Origin of the sequence: Arthrobacter sp. zg.Y820 (assembly GCF_030125555.1) — a bacterium.
Lineage (GTDB): Bacteria > Actinomycetota > Actinomycetes > Actinomycetales > Micrococcaceae > Arthrobacter_B.
The window spans coordinates 1-19,370 of the sequence record NZ_JASKLX010000002.1 but is presented as its reverse complement, the minus strand read 5'-3'; the positions used below and the strand labels follow the sequence as shown (position 1 = coordinate 19,370).

Sequence of the window (19,370 nt, the reverse complement as noted above, 5' to 3'; positions counted from 1 at the left end):
CTTCCCTGAACCGCCGTGGGGGATGGCAGACTGCTCCTGTGATGCCGCCGCCGGAACCCGCCGCTGTCCGCCAACCCGTGCCGGCCGCCGAACCGGATGCCGTGCGGGACTCCGTGCCGGACGCCGAACCTGACGGGCGGTCGAGCCTCCTGCGTGCCCTCGCCGCACGGTTGGCCGGCATGCACCCCGAGCGGCGTATTTTCGCGGCGGTCGACGGCGTGGACGGCTCCGGCAAGACGACCTTCGCCGATGCCCTGGCCGCAGTGCTGACGGCCGCCCCGCACCACCGCCCGGTGCTGCGGGTGTCCCTGGATGACTTCCATTTCCCCAGCGCTGTGCGCTACCGGCAGGGGCGCGGGTCAGCGGAAGGATTCCGGTTTGATTCCTACGATCTGGAGCAGTTCCGCGCCTACGTGCTCGATCCGCTGAGACCCGGGGGCAGCGGCTCCTACCGGCCGGCCGGGCACGACCTCGCGACCGACGCGGTGCTGTCTCCGCCGCCGGTGCCTGCCGCAGCCGCCGCCGTCGTCCTGGTGGACGGGTTGTTCCTGCATGGGGACGAGCTGGCAGCGGAGTGGGACTTTTCGGTGTTCCTGGACGTGCCGTTTGCGGTTAGCGCGGCCCGGATGGCGGTGCGCGACGGCTCGCCGACGGACCCCGGCCACCCGGCGATGCGCCGGTACGTGGGCGGACAGCGGCGCTACTTCGCGGATTCGATGCCCGCGCTGCGGGCCTCCATGGTGGTCGAGAACAGCGACCCGGCGCGCCCACGCATCGCTGCCGGCTCCGAAGCCAGCTGCAGCAGGGACTCCAGCGGATCCGGCTAGAATCATCCTTCCGCATCCAGAATTGATCAGAAGCGATCCGCGCGGACAAACTGCACGGGAAAGCGGCGGAAACGCAGCGCCCCTCTGCGTCGTTGTACCTGCTGCGGATCCGTGGTGTTTTGCGGAGCTGCAACATTTTGGAGCTGCGACATATGGCGCTGCGACATCGTGGAGCTCCAACCGGGCGCTGCAACATTTGTACTGCCAACGAGAATTGCCCTTCCCTACGAGAGGAACTGCTGTGAGTCCGTCACCCAGGACGCTGTATGAGGTTTTGGGTATTACTCCCTCGGCCACAACAGAGCAGATCAAAACGGCATACCGGAAGGCGGCCCGTGCCACGCATCCGGACTCGGGCGGCAGCAGCGAGACTTTCCACATCGTTGCCCAGGCCTACGAGGTCCTGTCCGATCCGCGGCAGAAGGCCGCATACGACCTGAGTCTCGGCCGAGGCCCGGCAGCGGGGTCCGCAGCTCCGGCTCCGCGCGGCGCCGGCACGCGCACCGCCGGTCCGCGCGGCGGAGCCGTCCCGGCCGAAGATGCCCTGGACACTCCCCCGCGCTTTGTTCCCGATTTCTCCCCGGGTTCTCCGCCCGTGCTGCCGCTGGCCCTGGCGGGCCAGCAGATCCACGGTTCGCCGCGGCGTCCCGGCTTTTTCGCCCGGCTCGGGTCCGGCGCGGCCGCCCGGTACGACGGCGAGAACCTCACCATCGGGCTCCTGGAACGCAGCCTGCTCGAGGACTATCCGGCCGGGCGGCTCGTCAACGGACTGCATCTGCCGGACCGCTCGCCGCGCGGCGGGAACCTCGACGTCGGGCATGTCCTGCTGGGCGGCTACCGGATGGCAGTGCTGGAATCCCAGATGGCCTCGGCGGGCAACTACAACTGGGACGGCAGGCACCTGCGCAACGGCGGCCGCGAGGTCAACATCGGCCGGCTGCCTGACGCCGTGCGCACCCTTCAGGACCGTTTCCCGGAGTGCAACGTCAGCGGCTGGGTGGTGCTGCACAGCTTCAACGGCAATCCGTTTGAACCCGTGATCGACTATCCGCCCTCGCTCAGCCGCAGTTCACCGGCCACGGTTCATGTGGCGAACGCCGGAACGCTGCAGCGGGAGCTCCGGCGGTTCTTCAACGACGGGCCGCAGCCCAATGTGGTGCAGCTTCCAGTGCTCGGCGGCCTAATCGATGCATCGGTGCGGTAGTCGGCGGCATAGGATGGGGGTGTGTTCCGCATCCTCTTCCACACCCCCGAAATTCCCGGCAATACCGGAAACGCAATCCGCCTCGCGGCGATCACCGGCGCCGAACTCCACCTCGTTGAGCCCCTGGGCTTCGAGCTGGAGGATTCCAAGCTGCGCCGCGCCGGCCTTGATTACCACGACCTCGCCGTCCTGCACGTGCACCCCACGCTTGAGGCCGCTTGGAAGGCGCTGGCTCCGGAACGCGTCTACGCGTTCACTTCCGACGGCGATACGTCCTACACTGACATCGCCTATCAGCCCGGTGACGTATTGCTTTTCGGCCGCGAATCCGTGGGGCTGCCCGACGACGTCAAGGCGGACCCGCACGTCACCGCCCGGGTCCGCCTGCCCATGCTGCCGACCCTGCGCTCCCTGAACCTGGCCAACTCCGCCTCCATTGCCGTCTACGAAGCCTGGCGTCAGCACGGCTTCGCAGGTGCACAAATCTAAGGATTCCGCATGCCCGAGACCTCCATTGGAACAACGTTCGACGAGGGCGCCGCCGACTTTGAACGCTTGGCCCCCTCGCTGTGGAACCCGATGGGCAACGCCTTGGTAGCTGCCGCCTCAGTTGGCATGGGCGACAGCATCCTGGATGCAGGCTGCGGAACCGGTGCCACCACCATCCCCGCAGCACAGTATGCGGGACCCGGCGCCCGCGTGGACGGCGTCGACCTCTCGGCCGAGATGCTGGCCCTGGCCCAGGCGAAGGCCACCACCCTGTCCCTGGACAACGTCGCCCTGCACATCGGCGACGTCTCTGAGTGGACCGCTGACGAAGCGTACGACGTCGTGCTGTCCGCCTACTCCGTTTTCTTCCTGCCGGACATGGATGCCGGGGCCGCGAACCTGGTTGCCAATCTGCGGCACGGCGGACGCCTCGCGCTCAGCACCTGGGCTGAAGGTTCGCTGACGTCGTTCACCGAGCTGCTGTTGCAGGCGTGCCGCAAGGAGACGTCCGACCCGGCCGAGGGCATCTCCAGGACGCGGAAGAACTCCGAGCGCCTGAATACCCCGGAGAAACTGACCGCCTGGCTGGAAAGCCTCGGACTGCAGGACATTAAGGTCCTCGCCACCCCGGCGCAGGTCCAGCTCAGCCCGTCGCTGGCCTGGTCACTGGTGTTGGGCAGCGGACTGCGGTATCTCCTTCCCGCCGATCCCGAGGCCGCCGACCGGGTCAAGAACAGCTTCCTGGACCTGCTGGGCGAGGAATACAACCTGAACGCCGACACGCTGATCGCGTCCGCGACCCGTCCCTAACCCGGGCTGGCCCGGGTTGCCGGGCCCTGGTTGCCGGGCCTGCCCATCCTTTTCCCCCGCCGCACCGAATACCGGGTATGGAAGCACAGGGACAGGCCGCGGTGGCAAACCTTCCGGCGCGCACGGAAGCCGCGGATGGCAGCGGCTTCCTTCAGGTTCCCGCACCCGCAGCGGCCGCCGGCCGCTTATGCTGGAACCCTATGGACACGTCCAACACGGGACGGCCCTCCGCCGCGCAGGCCTCCACACCGGAGGGCGCCGCCGATGCCGCAGAGAAATCCGGATCCCACGCCGGCTCGCAAGCCCCGCTGGCAGCACTCTTGGCGGGTATTGCCGGCGGCAGCCAAGATGACTTTGCTGCCTTCTACGCGCTGACATCACGCCGGGTTTACGGCCTGGCCCGACGGGTGCTGATCGACGCGGAACTCAGCGAGGACACCACGCAGGAGGTCTACCTGCAGGTTTGGACCAGCGCCGCCCGCTTCGACCCGGCCGTCGGCTCCCCGCTGGCGTGGCTGCTGACCCTCGCCCACCGCCGGGCTGTGGACCGGGTCCGCTCCGAACAAAGCTCCGCCAACCGCGAGGCCCGCTTCGGCGCCGCCATGCAGGAACCGGACCATGACAACGTGGTTGACACCGTCACGCAGCAGCTCGAAGCCGACGCCGTGGTCCGGTGCCTGGACTCGCTGACGGACACCCAGCGGGAATCGGTCCGGCTCGCCTACTACGGCGGGCTGACCTACCGCGAGGTCGCCGAAAAGCTGTCGGCCGCCGTGCCCACGATCAAGTCGCGGATCCGCGACGGACTGATCCGACTCAAGAAATGCCTGGGGGTGAATTCAGATGCCGGACAACAGCTTTGATGCCGCGTCGGACGCCCTGAACCGGGACCTGTCCGAGGGACGGCTGCTGGAGTGGGCAGAAGTTTATGCCCTGAATGCCCTCCCCCGGGAGGAGCAGCAGGCAGTCGACGATGCCCTCGAGCAGGCTGATTCCGCTGTCCGCCAGGCGTTCCTCACACGCGTCTGGAGCACGCGGGAAGCACTCGCCGGAGGTTACCGGGCAGAGGCTCAGCCGCCGGCCGACCTCTTTGCCAAGATTGCGTCCCGGCTGCCGCAGCAGGACGCACCGCCGAACCGGGACGCCCCGGACGCTTCCGCCGATCCGCCGCGGCCGGAGGACGAGCTTGCGGCCCGCCGCAGCCGCCGGTCTCCGCTGAAGTCCGCCGCCGGCCGCTGGATCCTCGCCGGCGCCGCGGCCGCGGCCATCGTGGTGGGCGGTGTGGCCATCGGCAGCAATCTCGGACCGGATACGGTCCGGGAGGAAGTCCTTCAGGCCTCGGACGTGCAGCAGCGCACCATCGACCTGCCCACGGGCGGCACGGCAGAGGTGGCCACCTCTGCGGGCGAGAATGCCGCCGTTGTGACGCTGAGCGGGGTTCCCGCACCGCCTGAGGGATCGGTCTACCAGATGTGGCGTGTTCCGGCGGACGGCTCCGAGCCGGTGTCGGTGGGTACGATGACCGGCGAGGAAGTCGCCGGCACCAAGGCCACTGAGCTCACCGACATCGACCCGTACAGTGCAGTCGCCGTCACCGTGGAGCCCGACGGCGGATCGGCGACTCCCACCCTGCCCGTCGTCCTGGTGATTCCCTTCAGCGCCTGAAATCCCGCTTGACCTTGACGCTGCGCCAACCCCTGCGGCGGGTGGTATGGCCGGAATCCGCCGGCCGCCCGGTGGGGAAGGAGCCGGAAGATGTGTTGACCCTCCGGGAACTCCAGTACTTCCGGACGGTCAGAATCCGGCGATGGTCCGGTCCGTGTTGACGCCCACTGCGTGGAATGTTTCAGCGCTTGCCCCGTCGGCTAGTCCGAAGCGGCGGGCATTTTCCTGCAGCATTCCGCGCACCGCAGTCTCCATCCCGGCAATGTCCGGGTGCTGGCTGGCGTGGATCCGGATGGCCGCGAGCTTTTCCTCCACAGTGGCGCTGACGTCCACCGCGTGGTTTTCCCGCTCGCGCGGGGCTCCGTAAAACCAGAGCCACGGCACTTTGTAGGCATCCAGGCCCTGTGCGGCCAGGTGCGGAAAGGCAAACGGATTCTCCGCGGCGGGATAGACCGCCCGGGTCACGATTTCCCCGCACGCCAGGTGGTCCGGGTGGCTGGCCTGGATCCGGTCCCAGTTCCTCTCCGGGTGCATCGAAAGCACGACGTCGGGGCGGATGCTCCGGATCAGGGCCACGGTTTTTTCCACCACTTCCGGCGTGACCGCTAGGAAGCCGTCCTTCTCGCCCAGGAAGTGGAGGTCCCGGACCCCCACCAGTTCGGCGGCTGCCCGCTGCTCGCGTCGGCGCAGCTCGGAGACGGCGTCCCGGTCGCCGGCCTCGAACCCGCCGGCGTCGCCGGAGGTCATCACGCAGTAGGATACTTCGGCGCCGGCCGCAGTCCAGGCGGCCACGGTTCCGGCGGCACCAAAGTCAATGTCGTCAGGATGGGCGGCGAAAGCGAGCACCCGCCGAACGGTCGCTCCGGCCGGGAACGGGGACACCGGCTGCGGTGACGGGTTCAACGAAGAATCCACGGCGCTAGGACCTGCGCTTCTGAATTTCCTCGGTGGCCTGCGGCAGCACGGAGAACACATCTCCCACAATGCCGAAGTCCGCGATCTCGAACACCGGAGCATCCGGGTCCTTGTTAATCGCCACGATCACCTTTGCGGTCTGCATGCCGGCCTTCTGCTGGATCGCCCCCGAAATCCCGGCGGAGATGTACAGCTGCGGCGAGACCGTCTTGCCGGTCTGGCCGACCTGCGCCGAGTGCTCGATCCAGCCGGCGTCGGTGGCGGCGCGCGATGCACCCACGGCACCGCCGAGCACGTCGGCGAGCTCCTCCACCGGACCGAAGTTCCCGTCCATCCCGCGGCCGCCGGCCACAATGACCCGGGCCTCGGACAGCTCGGGGCGTCCGCTGACCCGCTTTTCGGTGCGTCCGGTGACCCGGGCAGCGGGTCCGGCATGGGACACGGCCAGCCGGCGGCGTTCCGGAGCGGCGGGCGCATCCGCGGGAGCCGGCTCCACGCTGTTGGCCTTGACGGTGATCACCGGGACGCCGGACTGCACGCGGCACGTGGAGGTGTAGGAACCGGCCAGGACCGATTTGGTGACCGACAGGTCCGGTGCCACGGCAACCGCGTCGGTAATCACGCCGGAATTCAGCTTCACGCCAACGCGGGCCGCCACCTCCCGGTCCTCGAAGGAGTTGCCGAGCAGCACTGCGGCCGGCTCGGCGGCGCGCACGGCGTCGGCCAGAAAAGCGGCCTTGGCGGCGACCAGGACATCGGGCAGCACGCCCTCGGGCTCGTACACGGCGCCGACGCCGTAAGCGCCCAGCGCCTGCAGCACGTCGTCATCCAGGGCGCGCGGGCTCGCCACTGCGGGTTCCCCCAGGCCGCGGGCGATCGTCAGCAGCTCTCGGCTTGCCCGCGGCAGCGGCAGGCCCGGGACGTCGATAAAGACCAGGACAGAGGCCATGGGAGGCTCTCCTTAGTGCTTCGGGCGCGGCCGCAGCAGCGCCGGTGGAAAGATTGTCAGATCAGTTTCTGGGCGGCAAGGTAGTCCACCAGCGCCACGCCGGCGGTGCCGTCGTCGGTAATGATGGTGCCGGCCGAGCGCGGCGGACGGGGAGCGGAAGCGGCAACCGTGGTCCACGAACCGTCCTGTCCCACCTGCGCGGGATCGATTCCCAGGTCCTGGAGCGACAGCACCGTGACGGTTTTCTTCTTGGCCGCCATGATGCCCTTGAAATTGGGGTAGCGCGGGTCATTGGCCTGGTCGGTAACGGAGACCAGGGCCGGCAGCGGCGCCTCCAGCGTTTCGGAGTAGGAGTCACCGTCCCGCCGGGCGCGGACGACGACGGCGCCGTCGTCGTCGTCGTCGTGCACCTCCAGCTCGGAGGCGAAAGTGATCTGGGCCAGCTGCAGGCGTTCGGCCAGCTGCGCCGGTACCAGCGATGTCTCACCGTCGGTGGAGGACATGCCGGCCACCACCAGGTCGGGCAGTCCGGAGCCGCCGCCGACCGCATGCCGGACCGCGGCGGCCAGCACCAGGGAAGTCGCTGCCGCATCGGAACCGGGCAGGGCGGCGTCGTTAATGTGCACCCCCTGGTAGGCGCCCATCTGCAGGGCCTTTTTCACGGCGTTGACCGCCGCCTCCGGGCCCATCGTGAGGGCGGTGACCATGTTCCCGGCAGCCTGTCCCCCGCGGGCCTCGGCCAGCTGAAGGGCAGCCTCGAGGGCGTACTCATCGAGTTCGGAAAGGATGGAGTCGGATCGGTCCAGGGTGTGGCCGGGTCCGGAAAGATGCCTGTCGAACTGGGCATCGGGCACGTGCTTCACCAAAACGACGATGTTCAGCGGCCTCTTGGATTCCTGCATGCGGGGCCTTTCTGGCGTTGTAGATCTTCCCGGGCGCGGCTGCACCGGGTCCGTGGCCACCCGCGCAGGGCGACTGAACAAGCTAATCACATTGCGCGGACGCACCGTGCCGGCATCCGGCAGCAAACAGTGCAGGGACTGCCCCTCCCGGGAGAGGAGGCAGTCCCTGCAATCCTTCTGCGTTCCTGGCACGCCGCCGGGGCGGGCGTTGTCCTACTGGTCGGCGGAGTCGCCCAGCGTCACGTCGACGCTGTCGGTATCCCCGCCCCGGGTGTAGTCAACGGTGACTTTGCTGCCCGCTGCCTGCATCCGGATGGCGGCTGTCAGGGACTGCGCATCGGTGACGGGGATACCGTTCACGGCAGTGATGACGTCGCCCTGCTTCAGCCCTGCCCGGGCAGCCGGGGTTCCGCCGGCCGGATTCTCGGCCACCTCGGCACCCACGGTGAAGGTGGAGGAGCTGGACGCTGTCGCGGGGGTTACGGACACGCCAAGGAATCCGTGGGTTGCCGACCCGGTTTCGATGATCTCGTCAGCCACCCGCTCGGCGTAGCTCATGGGAACCGCAAAGCCGACGCCGATGCTTCCGCTTTCCTCGCTGGCCGAGGCAATCGCCACGTTGACGCCGATCACGTCGCCGTCGGTGTTCACCAGGGCGCCGCCGGAGTTGCCGTGGTTGATGGCCGCATCGGTCTGGATGACGTCCAGATAAATCGAGCTGGACGCTGCACTCTGTTCCTGGCTGGACCCGTCCGGCGGAGCGAAGCGGAAGCCGAAGCCGTCATCCTCGCCCGATCCGTCGGACTCCGATTCCGGAGCCGCCGAGGACTGCACGCTGATGGTGCGGTTCAGGGTCGAGACGATTCCGTCGGTGACGGTGCCGGCAAGACCCAGCGGAGCACCGATGGCGATGACGGTGTCACCGACATTAAGATCGTCCGAATTTCCCAGGGTGGCGGGCGTGATGTCATCGGCGTCGACCTTGATGACGGCCAGGTCGGAAACCGGATCGGTCCCGACGATGGTCGCCGTGAAGACCCGTCCGTCGTTCGCCTGGACCTCGATGGTCGGGTCGGCGACGGTACCGCCCAGGGTGACCACGTGGGTGTTGGTCAGAATGTGTCCGTCGTCGTCCAGGATGATCCCGGACCCGGTGCCGGAACTGCCGCTGGCCGCCACGTCGATGGTGACGACGCTGGGCGAAGCCTTCACTGCGGCGGCCGTGACGGCATTGACGCTGTCTTCGTTGTTCACGACAACGGTCTGCGCCTGGCCGGTGCTTTGGGGAGCCGAATCATCATCCAGCCAGTAATTGGCGGCTACTGCAGTGCCGCCGCCCAGGAGTCCGGCCAGCAGCATGCCGGTCACCAGCGTTCCGGTGCCAAATCTGCGGGCGGGCGGAGCAGCGGCGGGCCGGTAATCCGGGCCGTAGGGGGCCTGGCCGTAGCCTGAGCCGGAATAGCTGCTGCTTCCGGAAGCGGGGCCGTAGGCCGGCGGTGCCGCGACGCCCGGAGCGCTGTCCTGGTGCGTCGAGCCGTAGAACGGCTGATTGGAGGGCGGCGGCGTCTGGGCGTGCCGGTCGCCGGCTTCCGGCTGGACGGGGACCTGCTGCGTCTGCCCTTCGCCGTCGGCCGCAGTTACGCCGTCGGAGGAAGCAGGCGGGGCAGGCGGGCGGGGAGGCAGTGGACGCTGCGGGTCCCCGGCGCCTCCGTATTGCTCAGACATGTGCTGTCCTTTCCAGATCGGTGTGCCCATGAACGTTGCTCACTCAACTATGACAGCACTTGCTGTGACGCGCTCTGGAGATTCCTGAACGGTTCCTGAGAGTTCGCCGAAAGCTGCATGGCCACGAACGTGGTGGACTGGGTATCCGGCGAACCATAGAATCGATGCAACTGCTTGCCCGCCCCGAAAGGGATTTGACGGGTCCGGCGGAGCGCGGCGGATCAGTCAGATGCCATTACGAACCTGAGGACAATTTATGCGGTTGAAGACCAAGCGGCTAGCGGCCGTGCTGGGTTTGAGTGTCACGGCGGTGCTGGGTACGGCCACGGCTGCTTCTGCCGTGCCGCCCGTGACCATTCCGCCGGGACAGTTTGTGGTCGACGACGCCGGTGTACTGGGTTCGGACGCAGACGAGGTCCGCAACGCGATTTCCGAGACGCGGCAGGACAGCGGCTACACCCTGTTCGTGGTTTACGTGGACGAGTTCAGCAATCCCTCTGATCCCGCGGCCTGGGGCAACCAGGTGGTCGCGCAGAGGAACATGGGTGAACGCGAGGTCCTGCTCAGCATCGCCACGGAGAGCCGGCAGCTGCAGGTTTCTGCCCCCCAGGACACCGTCCTGACGCAGAAGCATGAAGAGGCGATGGTGGCCGCGGCCACCGACGAACTGTTCGGCAAGGAGACCATCACCTCGTCCGACTGGGCCGCAGCAGCGGTCAACACCGCCGACGCGCTGGAGACCGGCCGGAGCGGAAGCTCATCCGGCGGCTCGGCCGGCGCCAGCCTCGCCCCGGTCCTCCTCATCGGAGGCATCATCCTGCTCGGCGGCGGCGCCGCATTCCTGTTTGTCCGGAGCCGACGCCAGGGTGCCGTCACGGCGGGCCCCGCCCGCGCCGAGGATGCCCCGCCCACCGATCCCCTTGACGAGCTGAGCGTGGAGGATCTCCGCAAGCGCGCCGGCAGCCTCCTGATTGCCGCCGACGACGCCATCAAGTCCAGCGAGCAGGAGCTTAACTTCGCGATGGCCTCCTACGGCGACGAGGCCGTGAAGACCTTCACCGAAGACCTCGCCGCGGCACAAACCCACATGAGTGAATCCTTCAAGATGCAGCAGCAGCTGGACGACCACATTCCGGACACCGAGGCCCAGCAGCGGACCTGGCTCAAGGACATCATCCGGCGGTGCGAGGCAGTGAACTCCTCCCTGCAGGCGCACAAGGAAGACTTCGACAAACTGCGTGAACTGGAGAAGAACGCGCCTGCCGCCCTGGCCGACGCGCGCCGGAACGCCCAGGCGGCGGCCAGCCGGCTGGGGGCGGCCGAACGCTCCCTGGCCGAGCTTCGCCAGCGCTACGCGGATTCGGCCCTCACCCAGGTTTCCGACAACATCGAGCAGGCCCGCGAGCGGCTGGAATTCGTGGACAACGCGGCGGAAGCCGCCTCCGCGAAGCTCGACGAGGGCGACACGGCGTCGGCAGTGGTTGCCGTCCGCGCCGCCGAAGAGAGCGTGCACCAGACCAACGTGCTGCTCGACGCCATTGAGAAGACCGGGCGGGAACTGGACTCGGCCCGCGGCGAGCTGCAGCGCGCGGTGGCTGATGCCCGGCAGGATCTGGCCCAGGCCCGTGCCTTCGCCGCAAACGGAGGCAACAACGGCCTCGCGGGCCCGGTTGCCGGCGTCGAGGCGGCCCTGTCCGCCATCGACAGCGAATCCTCGACCAAGAACAACCCGGTTGAACTGCTGCGGCGCCTGGAGACTGCCAATGCGCAGCTGGACCGCGCGTTGGAGGGCATCCGCGACCGGCAGGAGCAGGAACGCCGGGCCAGGGATGCTCTCCAGCATGCAGTCATGTCTGCCCAGGCCCAGATCTCCGGCACCTCCGACTACATCCGCGCCCGGCGCGGCGGTGTCGGCAGCGAGGCACGGACCCGGCTCGCTGAGGCAGAGCGGAACCTCCAGCAGGCCATCGCGCTGCAGTCCTCGGATCCCGTGAGCGCCCTCGCCTATGCACAGCAGGCGAATGCGCTGGCGGCGCAGGCAGCTGACATGGCCCAGCAGGATGTCGACGGCTTCGGCGGCATGGGTGGCGGCGGCTTCGGCGGCGGCGGCATGTATGGAGGACGCGGCGGCGGTTCGGGTCTTGGCGGAGCCATCCTCGGCGGCATCCTCATCGATTCCATCCTCCGTGGCGGAGGAGGAGGCGGCGGCTGGGGCGGCGGCGGTTTCGGCGGCTTCGGCGGAGGCGGCGGCTTCGGCGGGGGCGGCGGCGGCTTTGACGGCGGCGGCGGAAGTTTCTAGGTTCACGTTCCGCTGATGGCTCCAACACTTTTTTCCAAATTCGTAACCAAAAACCGAAAGGCAGACATCGTGGTAAAGCAGTCAATCTTTGGACGTATCACCCAGCTCGCCAAGGCGAACATCAACGCCATCCTCGACCAGGCCGAGGACCCGCAGAAGATGCTCGACCAGATGGTCCGGGACTACAGCAACAACATTGCCGAGGCTGAGAGCGCTGTCGCCCAGACCATCGGCAACCTGCGCATGCTTCAGGACGACTACAACGAAGACATCCAGAACGCGCGCAACTGGGGCAACAAGGCGCTGGCCGCATCGCGGAAGGCCGACGAATTCCGGTCTGCCGGCAACACCGCCGACGCACAGAAGTTCGACAACCTCGCCAAGGTTGCCATCCAGCGGCAGATGGCTTCTGAAAACGAAGCCAAGGGCGCCGAGCCCACCATCGCTTCGCAGGAAGAGATCGTGGAACGGCTCAAGACCGGCCTGGATCAGATGAAGGGCAAGCTGAACCAGCTGCAGAGCAAGCGCGACGAACTGATCGCCCGTGCGCGCAACGCCCACGCCCAGACCCAGATGCACGAAGCCATGAAGAGCATCGACGTCATGGATTCCACCTCCGAGGTGGGCCGCTTCGAAGAGAAGATCCGCCGCGAAGAAGCCCGCGTCCGCGGTGCCAATGAACTGGCCTCTTCCAGCTTGGACGCACAGTTCGAAAGCCTGGAGGACCTGGGCGAGCAGACCGAGGTCGAGGCCCGCTTGGCCGCGCTGAAGAGCTCCGGCTCCGGACAGTCGGCCCTCGAACAGAACTAGCACCGGCTAAGCCGGCGGCGCCGGCCAAGCCGGCCGAACGGGCGGCACTCCATTGGAGTGCCGCCCGTTGCTGTTTCCGGCACGGCTCCCCCGCTGCGCTTCAAGGACCAGAGCACGGCAGAGGAGACTGCGCCAGAGGAGGCAAAGACGCCCAAGGCAAAAAGTCCCGGCAACGCAGAAAGTCCCGACCGGCATTTCTGCCGATCGGGACTTCCTGATGATGCCAATGCCGCTATGTGGTTGCGGGGGCAAGATTTGAACTTGCGACCTCTGGGTTATGAGCCCAGCGAGCTACCGAACTGCTCCACCCCGCGGCGTGATAGTTAACTCTACCTGCCGCGGGGCTGAGCCGCAAATCGTCTGCTTCCGCTTCCCGATTAGTCGCCCTGGGTGCCCTCGGTGGGTGCGGGGGTTGCGCCCTCCGCGCCCTCTGTGGCGGCGCCGTCGGCCTCCCCGGCGGCTGCTTCCATGGCTTCCTGGGCCGCGATGGCCTTCTGGATGGCCGCGTTGAGCTTGTCCTGCGCTTCGCCGTAGGCGGCGAAGTCGTTGGCTGCCAGTGCGGACTGGCCCTCCTGGATGGCGCTTCCGGCATCAGCCAGTGCGGCGGCCAGGTCGGCCTCGGCACTGGTGTCGCCCGGTACCTCTCCCGGGCCCGGAGCGGGCGTCTGGCCAACATTCTCGGAGTCACCGGTGATGGCACCTGAGTCGCCGCCGAAGACCTGGTTCAGGGCTTCGTCCAGTGTGGGGGCGAACCCAACCTTCTCACCGAAGTTGACCAGCACGCGCTGCAGCGTCGGATAGGAAGCGTCGCCGGAGGACTGGACGTAGACCGGCTGCACGTAGAGCATGCCCTCGCCCACGGGCAGGGAGAGCAGGTTGCCGTTGATGACCTCGGAGGCGCCCTGGCGCAGCAGGTTCAGTGCGTTCGAGACCGTCGGGTCGGAGTTGAACCGGTTCTGTGCCTGGCCCGGACCCGGTACAACGGTGTCGGTGGGCAGCGAGAGCAGCCGGAGCTTGCCGTAGTCCTCGCTCTTGACCCCGTCCTCGCCGGTGCCGGCATCCGCTTCTGCGGCCAGGAAGCCGTAGAGCACGTTGCGGGCCTCGCCGTTGGGCGAGACAAACGGAATGAACGGCGTGGTGAGCGAGAACGCGGTCTCGTCCTGGCCCGGCATCTGCAGGGACAGGTAGTAGGGCGGCTGCTTGACCTCGGAGTTGGTGACCGTGGGGTCGTTCGGAACGCTCCAGGCGTCGTCGTTCTTGAAGAACGAATCAGCGTTGGTGACGTGGTACTTGCCCATGAGCTCGCGCTGGACCTTGAACTGGTCCTCCGGGTAGCGCACATGCGCCATCAGGTCAGCTGACATCTCGCTGTACGGCTTGAGCGTGGACGGGAAGACACTCTGCCAGGACTGCAGCAGCGGGTCCTGGTCATCCCAGGCGTAGAGCGTGACGGAGCCGTCGTAGGCGTCCACCGTGGCCTTCACCGCGTTGCGGATGTAGTTGACCTGGTCGGCGGGCAGCGCCGCAGCACCGGTGGTCAGGGAGTCAGTGGTTGCGGCCTGAAGTTCCTGCTGGGTGGAATACGGGAAGTACTTGCTGGTGGTGTAGCCGTCCACGATCCACTGGACCCGGCCGTCCACGACGGCGGGGTAGGCGTTGCCGTCTACTGTCAGGTACGGCGCAACCTTCTCCACGCGTTCGCGGGGATCGCGGTCGTAGAGGATCTGGGATTCTTCGTTGATCGCGTCCGAGAGCAGGAGCTCGGTGGACTGGAACTTGATGGCGTAGACCAGCTGGTTGAAGAGGTTGCCCACGCTCGGGCCGCCCTCGCCGTCGAACGTGGTCTGGGACTCGGTGTCCGAGTCGCCGGTCTGCGGGCGGTCGATTTCCTGCGGTGCGGACCCTTCGGGCGCTCCGACTACCGAGTAGTCGGGTGAGGATTCGCCGAAGTAGATCCGCGGCTCGTAGTCCCCAAGCACGCCGCTGGACGGAATGCCGGATTCCATGAAGCTGGGCTTGCCGTCGGCCTGGACGGTGGAGCCGCGGGCGGCAACCACGCCGTAGCCGTGGGTGTACAGGATGTGTTCGTTGACCCAGCCGTCGGGCACGCCGTCGGTGTTCAGCTCACGGACCGCGATCACGGTGTCCTGGATCTCGCCGTCGATGTCGTAACGGTCAACGTTGAGCGTTTCCGGGAACTGGTAGTACTGGCGGAACTGCTGCAGCTGCGAGAAGGCCGGGGACACCACGTTCGGGTCCAGCAGGCGGATGTTGGAGGTGGTGCCGGAATCTTTGGCGAGCGCTCCGGCGTTGGCTTCAACCGTGGCCTTGTACTCGGTAACCTCGGTCTCGTCCAGGCCGTAGGCCTCGCGCGTCAGCTCGATGTTGCGCTGGATGTACGGCTCTTCCTTGCTCAGTTCCGAGGGCTTGACCTGGTACTGCTGGACGATCCACGGGTAGACGCCGCCGGCCACGATGGCCGTAATGATCAGCATGGCCGTACCGATGATCGGCAGGCGCCACCGGCCGATGAAGGCGGACACAATGAACAGCAGGGCCACGATGACGGAGGCCACGGTCAGGATGGTCTTGGTGGGAATGACCGCTTCGACGTCCGTGTACAGGGCGCCGGTCCAGGTGCCGGAGGTGCTCAGCAGGGTGTTGTAGCGGTCCAGCCAGAAGTTGGCAGCCTGCAGGAGCAGGAAGGCCGCGGCGATGACCGCGATGTGGATGCGTGCCTGCCGCGAAGTGAAGATGCCCTTTTCCTCAAGGCGGATGCCGCCGTACAGGTAGTGGGTCAGCAGCCCGGCGATGCCGGAGATGACCACAACGCTGATCAGGAAGCCAACGATGAAGCCCAGGAAGGGCAGGGTGTTGAGGTAGAAGCTGAAGTCCAGGCCGAATTCCGGATCCTTCCGGCCGAACTCGCGGCGATTCAGGAACAGCAGCACCTGCTGCCACATGGACATGGCCGCCGTGCCGGCAAAGCCGCCGACAACGACGGGGATGCCGATCATCAGGAGCTTGCGGACGGGTTCAAGCTGCGCCTGGTAACGGTTCAGGTTGTCCTGCAGCGCACTGTCGGGTGCATACACGGGCCGCGATGCGTAGGCCGCCCGGATGCTGAAGAAAACGCAGCCGGCCATGACGATGAAGGCACTGAGGAACATCGCGATGCGGGTCAGGTTTTCCTTGACGAAGACCTCGAGGTAGCCCAGCTGGTTGTACCAGAGGACATCCGCATAAACCTGCGAAAAGTACACGAAGCCGATCACAAGGATCGCCACCACGATCAGCGTGGCGATCAGGGGGCTCGGGCCGCGCCGCTTGCCGGGGCTGGTGCCCGTACTGGGGCTTGGTCGGGAGAATGGGCCGTTTGGTCCGGAAGTCACTGTTACCTCATCGTTCGGTGCGTCGGTCCACGGCCCCTGCAACGGGTGCTGCAGGACATTTTTGCTGTCCCCTCCGCAAGTTGCCGTGCTTTCTCATTCTGCCTTGTCTTCCTCGCACGGGGCCACTAACCCCGCCTTTGCGAAAGAACCTTTTCACGATCGTGATGGGCCGCGGCCTGGCCCGAGTCCTTTTCCGGCCGGATCCAGGTCACTGGCTCATGCAGGCGCCTCGGGTCAGGGTTCCTGGTCCGCGGTGCACTGTGCGAGCTCCGCGGGGCTCGTTCCGCCGGCCAGGGCCTCAACCGCGGTGCGTGCCTCGTCCAGCGTGGCGACGCGTACGACGTCGAGCCCCTCCGGAATGTGCCCGACAACTTCACCGCAGTTGTCCGCCGGAGCCAGGAAGAACTCAGCGCCGGCGTCGGACGCGCCCACCATCTTCTGCTGGATGCCGCCGATGGCTCCGACATTTCCGGCCGAGTCAATGGTTCCGGTTCCGGCAAAGTGCTTGCCCCCGGTCAGTTCCCCGGGGGTCAGCCGGTCAATAATTCCCAGCGCGAACATCATGCCGGCGGACGGGCCTCCGACGTCGTTCAGGGCGATCGTGACCTCGAAGGGGAATTCGAAGCTGGTGGCCAGGAAGATTCCGAGCTGGTAGCTGCCGGTATCGCCGAGCACCGGCGTCACGGTTCCCGTCTGTTCCCGGCCGTCCCGCCGGAACGTTATCTCCACCGGAGCCCCGCCGCTGGCCTGCAGTTCCTCGCGCAGGGTGTCTATTCCGTCAATGTCAGTGCCGCCCACGCTGAGCAGGGTGTCTCCGGCCTCCAGCACCCCGGCGGCGGGCGAGCCATCCACCAGTTCGGCCACGGACAGGTCCTCGCTGAAGGCCACGTCCAGTTCGCGCAGCGCCGCCGCGACTGACGCCTCCTGCGAAGAGGTCATGGCGGCCGCGTTCTGTTGGTCGATGTCTTCACCGGTGGTTCCGCGCGGATAGACGAATTCCTGCGGCACGACGGCGTCCTCCGGGTTTAGCCACGCGCCGACGGCTTCCAGGAAACTCATGGCGGTGCCCGGTCCGCCGGCCACGTAGACAGTGGTCAGGTCAAGCTCTCCGTTGGTGGGGTACGTGGGCGCCCCCTCAATCTCGATCAACGGCGCCTCCTCCCCCTCAGCCGTCTCCACGGTGCCCACCGTGTTAAAGGTGGGACCGGGAGATTCCACCACATACGGCGCCGGAAGAAACAGTGCAACGGCTCCCAGCACCAGGGTCAGCGCGCCCGTCACCAGCAGCGCCCGCGAGCGCGGGTCCGGACGGTGCCCCCCGCTGAAAGGTCCGGAAGCTCCGTCCGGCAGCGGCGCCGGAACCGCGGGAAGCCCGCCCTGCCCCGGGTACGGACCCGCGGCCCGGGCGCTGGAAACGGAAGGGTCGTGCGGATGGTCTGAGGGGCGCAAGTGGCCAACCTTTTCTGAAGGTGGGAACCCGAGGCAGCTCGGTAAGGCTGAAACGGCTAACGAGGCTGATACGGCGGATACTGGCCCCAGCTTACGCCCGCGGGCCCTTTCCCCGCGGGTTCCCCGCGGGCGCCAGCGCGCTTAGGGCTTTGCCATCAGCGAACGAACCGGTGAATACAGGACAGGCGTCCCGGGCTGCCGGTAACGTAAGGAAACCATGGTCCGTGATTCAGCGGCCCGTGGTCCGGAGCAGCCAGGGCCGCCAACCGCGGGCTGCCTGTTCCGCGTTATGCACGTCAATCTTCCACAGGACCGGTGGTATCCATGAGCTCCAACCCTTCCGATCCCGGGGACACGCCCCAGGATCCGCTCTCCGAAATGCTTGCCCGACTGTTCGGCGGAGCCGGCGCCGGCGCCGGCGGCATGGATCCGCAGGAGCTGGCCAAAGCAGCCGGCCTGCCCTCCGATCCCAACGCCATGGCCATGATCTTCCAGCAGGTCCAGGCCATGTTCAGCGCCCCCTCGGAAGGCCCGGTCAACTGGCAGCTTGCCAAGGACAATGCCCGCAGGGTTGCCGCCACGGACAGCGATCCCTCGGTGCTGCCCGCGCAGAGCAAGGAGGTGGACGAGGCGCTGCACGTCGCCCAGCTGTGGCTGGATCCCGTGACCGATTTCGCTTCCATTTCGGCGCTGGGCCAGGCCTGGAGCCGGGCGGAATGGGTGGAAGCCACCATGGATTCCTGGAAGCGGCTCACCGAACCCGTTGCCGTCAGCATCTCCCAGGCGCTGTCGAACGCGATCAGCACCCAGATGCCTGAAGAGATGAAGTCCATGATGGGCGGAGCATCCTCCATGCTCGCCAACATGGGCGGCGCAATGTTTGCCATCCAGCTCGGCCAGGCTGTCGGCGCCCTGTCCAAGGAAGTCGTCAGCTCCACCGACATTGGCCTCCCCCTCGCGGGCGGAACCATGGCGCTGCTGCCGGCCAACGTCGCCAAGTTCGGCGAAGGCCTGGACATCCCGGAAACGGAGATCCGGCTTTACCTGGCCGTCCGCGAAGCTGCGCATGCCCGGCTCTTCGCCCACGCTCCCTGGCTGGCGGGACACCTTTTCGGCGCCGTTGACAGCTACGCCCGCGGCATCCACATCGACATTTCCAAGATCGAGGAAGTTGCCCGGGACCTGGATCCGTCCAACCCTGAGTCCATTCAGGAAGCCCTCTCCGGCGGCGTTTTCCAGCCGGAGCGGACGGCGGCGCAGGACGCAGCCCTGGAACGCCTCGAAACAGCGCTTGCCCTGGTGGAGGGCTGGGTCGACGAAGTCACGGCAGCCGCAACGGTCAATCTGCCGTCGGCCGCCGCACTGCGCGAAATGATCCGCCGCCGCCGGGCAAGCGGTGGTCCCGCCGAGCACACCTTCTCCTCGCTGGTGGGCCTGGAGCTGCGTCCGCGCCGGCTCCGGGACGCGGCGACCCTTTGGTCGCAGCTCCGGGAGGAGCGCGGCATCGAGGGCCGCGATTCCGTGTGGGAGCACCCGGACCTCATGCCCACGGCCAAGGACCTGGATGATCCGAAGGGCTTCAGCAAGCGGCGTGAGCTGCTGGACGCCTCGGATTCCGACGTCGATGCCGCTTTGGAGCGACTCCTCAACGGCGGGTTTGATACGCCGGACCCTGACGCCGCCGATGGCGAGAAGGGAACTGCCGACACCACAACCGACGGCAACGGAACTGACGGCAGCGATACTGCCAACGGCACCGATTCCGAGAACGGGGACGGCAACGAGAACGGTGACGACACCGATCCGGGTGCCGGCGGACAGCCTCGGCCCTAACCGCACCGCTTGACCGCACCAGCGTAAGCCCGCAGCGGGCCCGGCAGCCTTTCGGCGGGCCGGCCCGCGGCGTTAAGCGGCGTCCCTGATAAGGGGTCCTT

Annotated in this window: 15 protein-coding genes and 1 tRNA gene; 9 read left to right on the top strand and 7 right to left on the bottom strand. The window is 67.2% G+C overall.

Annotation, left to right across the window (positions count from 1 at the left end):
• Positions 1 to 41 precede the first annotated feature (41 nt).
• From QNN99_RS03695 to QNN99_RS03670, 6 genes are all read left to right on the top strand, one after another.
• Positions 42 to 827, top strand: a complete 786-nt coding sequence (locus QNN99_RS03695) for a nucleoside/nucleotide kinase family protein (RefSeq protein WP_229965166.1) — start codon at positions 42 to 44, stop codon at positions 825 to 827.
• A 241-nt stretch (positions 828 to 1,068) separates the two neighbouring features.
• Complete coding sequence (locus QNN99_RS03690; RefSeq protein ID WP_229965082.1) at positions 1,069 to 2,031, top strand: J domain-containing protein; 963 nt, start codon at positions 1,069 to 1,071, stop codon at positions 2,029 to 2,031.
• Between the two features lie 21 nt (positions 2,032 to 2,052).
• On the top strand, positions 2,053 to 2,520 hold the full coding sequence (locus QNN99_RS03685) for a tRNA (cytidine(34)-2'-O)-methyltransferase (protein WP_229965081.1): 468 nt from the start codon (positions 2,053 to 2,055) through the stop codon (positions 2,518 to 2,520).
• Between the two features lie 9 nt (positions 2,521 to 2,529).
• Positions 2,530 to 3,330, top strand: a complete 801-nt coding sequence (locus QNN99_RS03680) for a class I SAM-dependent methyltransferase (protein ID WP_229965080.1) — start codon at positions 2,530 to 2,532, stop codon at positions 3,328 to 3,330.
• 200 nt (positions 3,331 to 3,530) lie between these two features.
• Positions 3,531 to 4,193: an ECF RNA polymerase sigma factor SigK gene (gene sigK, locus QNN99_RS03675; protein ID WP_229965079.1), complete on the top strand. Its 663-nt coding sequence runs from the start codon at positions 3,531 to 3,533 to the stop codon at positions 4,191 to 4,193.
• Positions 4,174 to 4,995 (top strand): anti-sigma factor, encoded by an 822-nt coding sequence (locus QNN99_RS03670; RefSeq protein WP_229965078.1) that lies wholly within the window; start codon positions 4,174 to 4,176, stop codon positions 4,993 to 4,995. The genes sigK and QNN99_RS03670 overlap by 20 nt, the downstream gene beginning before the upstream one ends.
• 129 nt (positions 4,996 to 5,124) lie before the next feature.
• Here the strand turns inward: QNN99_RS03670 and QNN99_RS03665 are convergent, their stop codons facing one another.
• The 4 genes from QNN99_RS03665 to QNN99_RS03650 all read right to left on the bottom strand — a co-directional run bounded on the left by QNN99_RS03665 (position 5,125) and on the right by QNN99_RS03650 (position 9,486).
• A complete protein-coding gene (locus QNN99_RS03665) occupies positions 5,125 to 5,910 on the bottom strand; it encodes a PIG-L deacetylase family protein (RefSeq protein WP_229965077.1) in 786 nt (261 codons plus the stop codon).
• 4 nt (positions 5,911 to 5,914) lie between these two features.
• Entirely contained in the window at positions 5,915 to 6,859 is a 945-nt protein-coding gene (locus QNN99_RS03660) for an electron transfer flavoprotein subunit alpha/FixB family protein (RefSeq protein WP_229965076.1), read from the bottom strand.
• Positions 6,860 to 6,915: 56 nt separating this feature from the next.
• A complete protein-coding gene (locus QNN99_RS03655) occupies positions 6,916 to 7,761 on the bottom strand; it encodes an electron transfer flavoprotein subunit beta/FixA family protein (RefSeq protein ID WP_229965075.1) in 846 nt (281 codons plus the stop codon).
• 213 nt (positions 7,762 to 7,974) lie between these two features.
• Positions 7,975 to 9,486 carry a S1C family serine protease gene (locus QNN99_RS03650; RefSeq protein WP_229965074.1) on the bottom strand — a complete coding sequence of 504 codons (1,512 nt, stop codon included), beginning with the start codon at positions 9,484 to 9,486 and terminating at the stop codon, positions 7,975 to 7,977.
• 256 nt (positions 9,487 to 9,742) lie between these two features.
• On the opposite strand from QNN99_RS03650, the gene QNN99_RS03645 reads away from it, so the two are divergent.
• Positions 9,743 to 11,785 carry a TPM domain-containing protein gene (locus tag QNN99_RS03645; RefSeq protein WP_229965073.1) on the top strand — a complete coding sequence of 681 codons (2,043 nt, stop codon included), beginning with the start codon at positions 9,743 to 9,745 and terminating at the stop codon, positions 11,783 to 11,785.
• Between the two features lie 69 nt (positions 11,786 to 11,854).
• On the top strand, positions 11,855 to 12,595 hold the full coding sequence (locus QNN99_RS03640; protein ID WP_229965072.1) for a PspA/IM30 family protein: 741 nt from the start codon (positions 11,855 to 11,857) through the stop codon (positions 12,593 to 12,595).
• Between the two features lie 237 nt (positions 12,596 to 12,832).
• Here the strand turns inward: QNN99_RS03640 and QNN99_RS03635 are convergent.
• The 3 genes from QNN99_RS03635 to QNN99_RS03625 form a co-directional block, all read right to left on the bottom strand.
• A tRNA-Met gene (locus QNN99_RS03635) sits at positions 12,833 to 12,909 on the bottom strand.
• A 63-nt stretch (positions 12,910 to 12,972) separates the two neighbouring features.
• Complete coding sequence (locus QNN99_RS03630) at positions 12,973 to 15,987, bottom strand: UPF0182 family membrane protein (RefSeq protein WP_442860472.1); 3,015 nt, start codon at positions 15,985 to 15,987, stop codon at positions 12,973 to 12,975.
• A 234-nt stretch (positions 15,988 to 16,221) separates the two neighbouring features.
• Positions 16,222 to 17,436 (bottom strand): YlbL family protein, encoded by a 1,215-nt coding sequence (locus QNN99_RS03625; RefSeq protein WP_229965071.1) that lies wholly within the window; start codon positions 17,434 to 17,436, stop codon positions 16,222 to 16,224.
• Between the two features lie 324 nt (positions 17,437 to 17,760).
• On the opposite strand from QNN99_RS03625, the gene QNN99_RS03620 reads away from it, so the two are divergent.
• Positions 17,761 to 19,269, top strand: a complete 1,509-nt coding sequence (locus QNN99_RS03620; RefSeq protein ID WP_229965070.1) for a zinc-dependent metalloprotease — start codon at positions 17,761 to 17,763, stop codon at positions 19,267 to 19,269.
• The last annotated feature ends 101 nt before the right edge of the window (positions 19,270 to 19,370 follow it).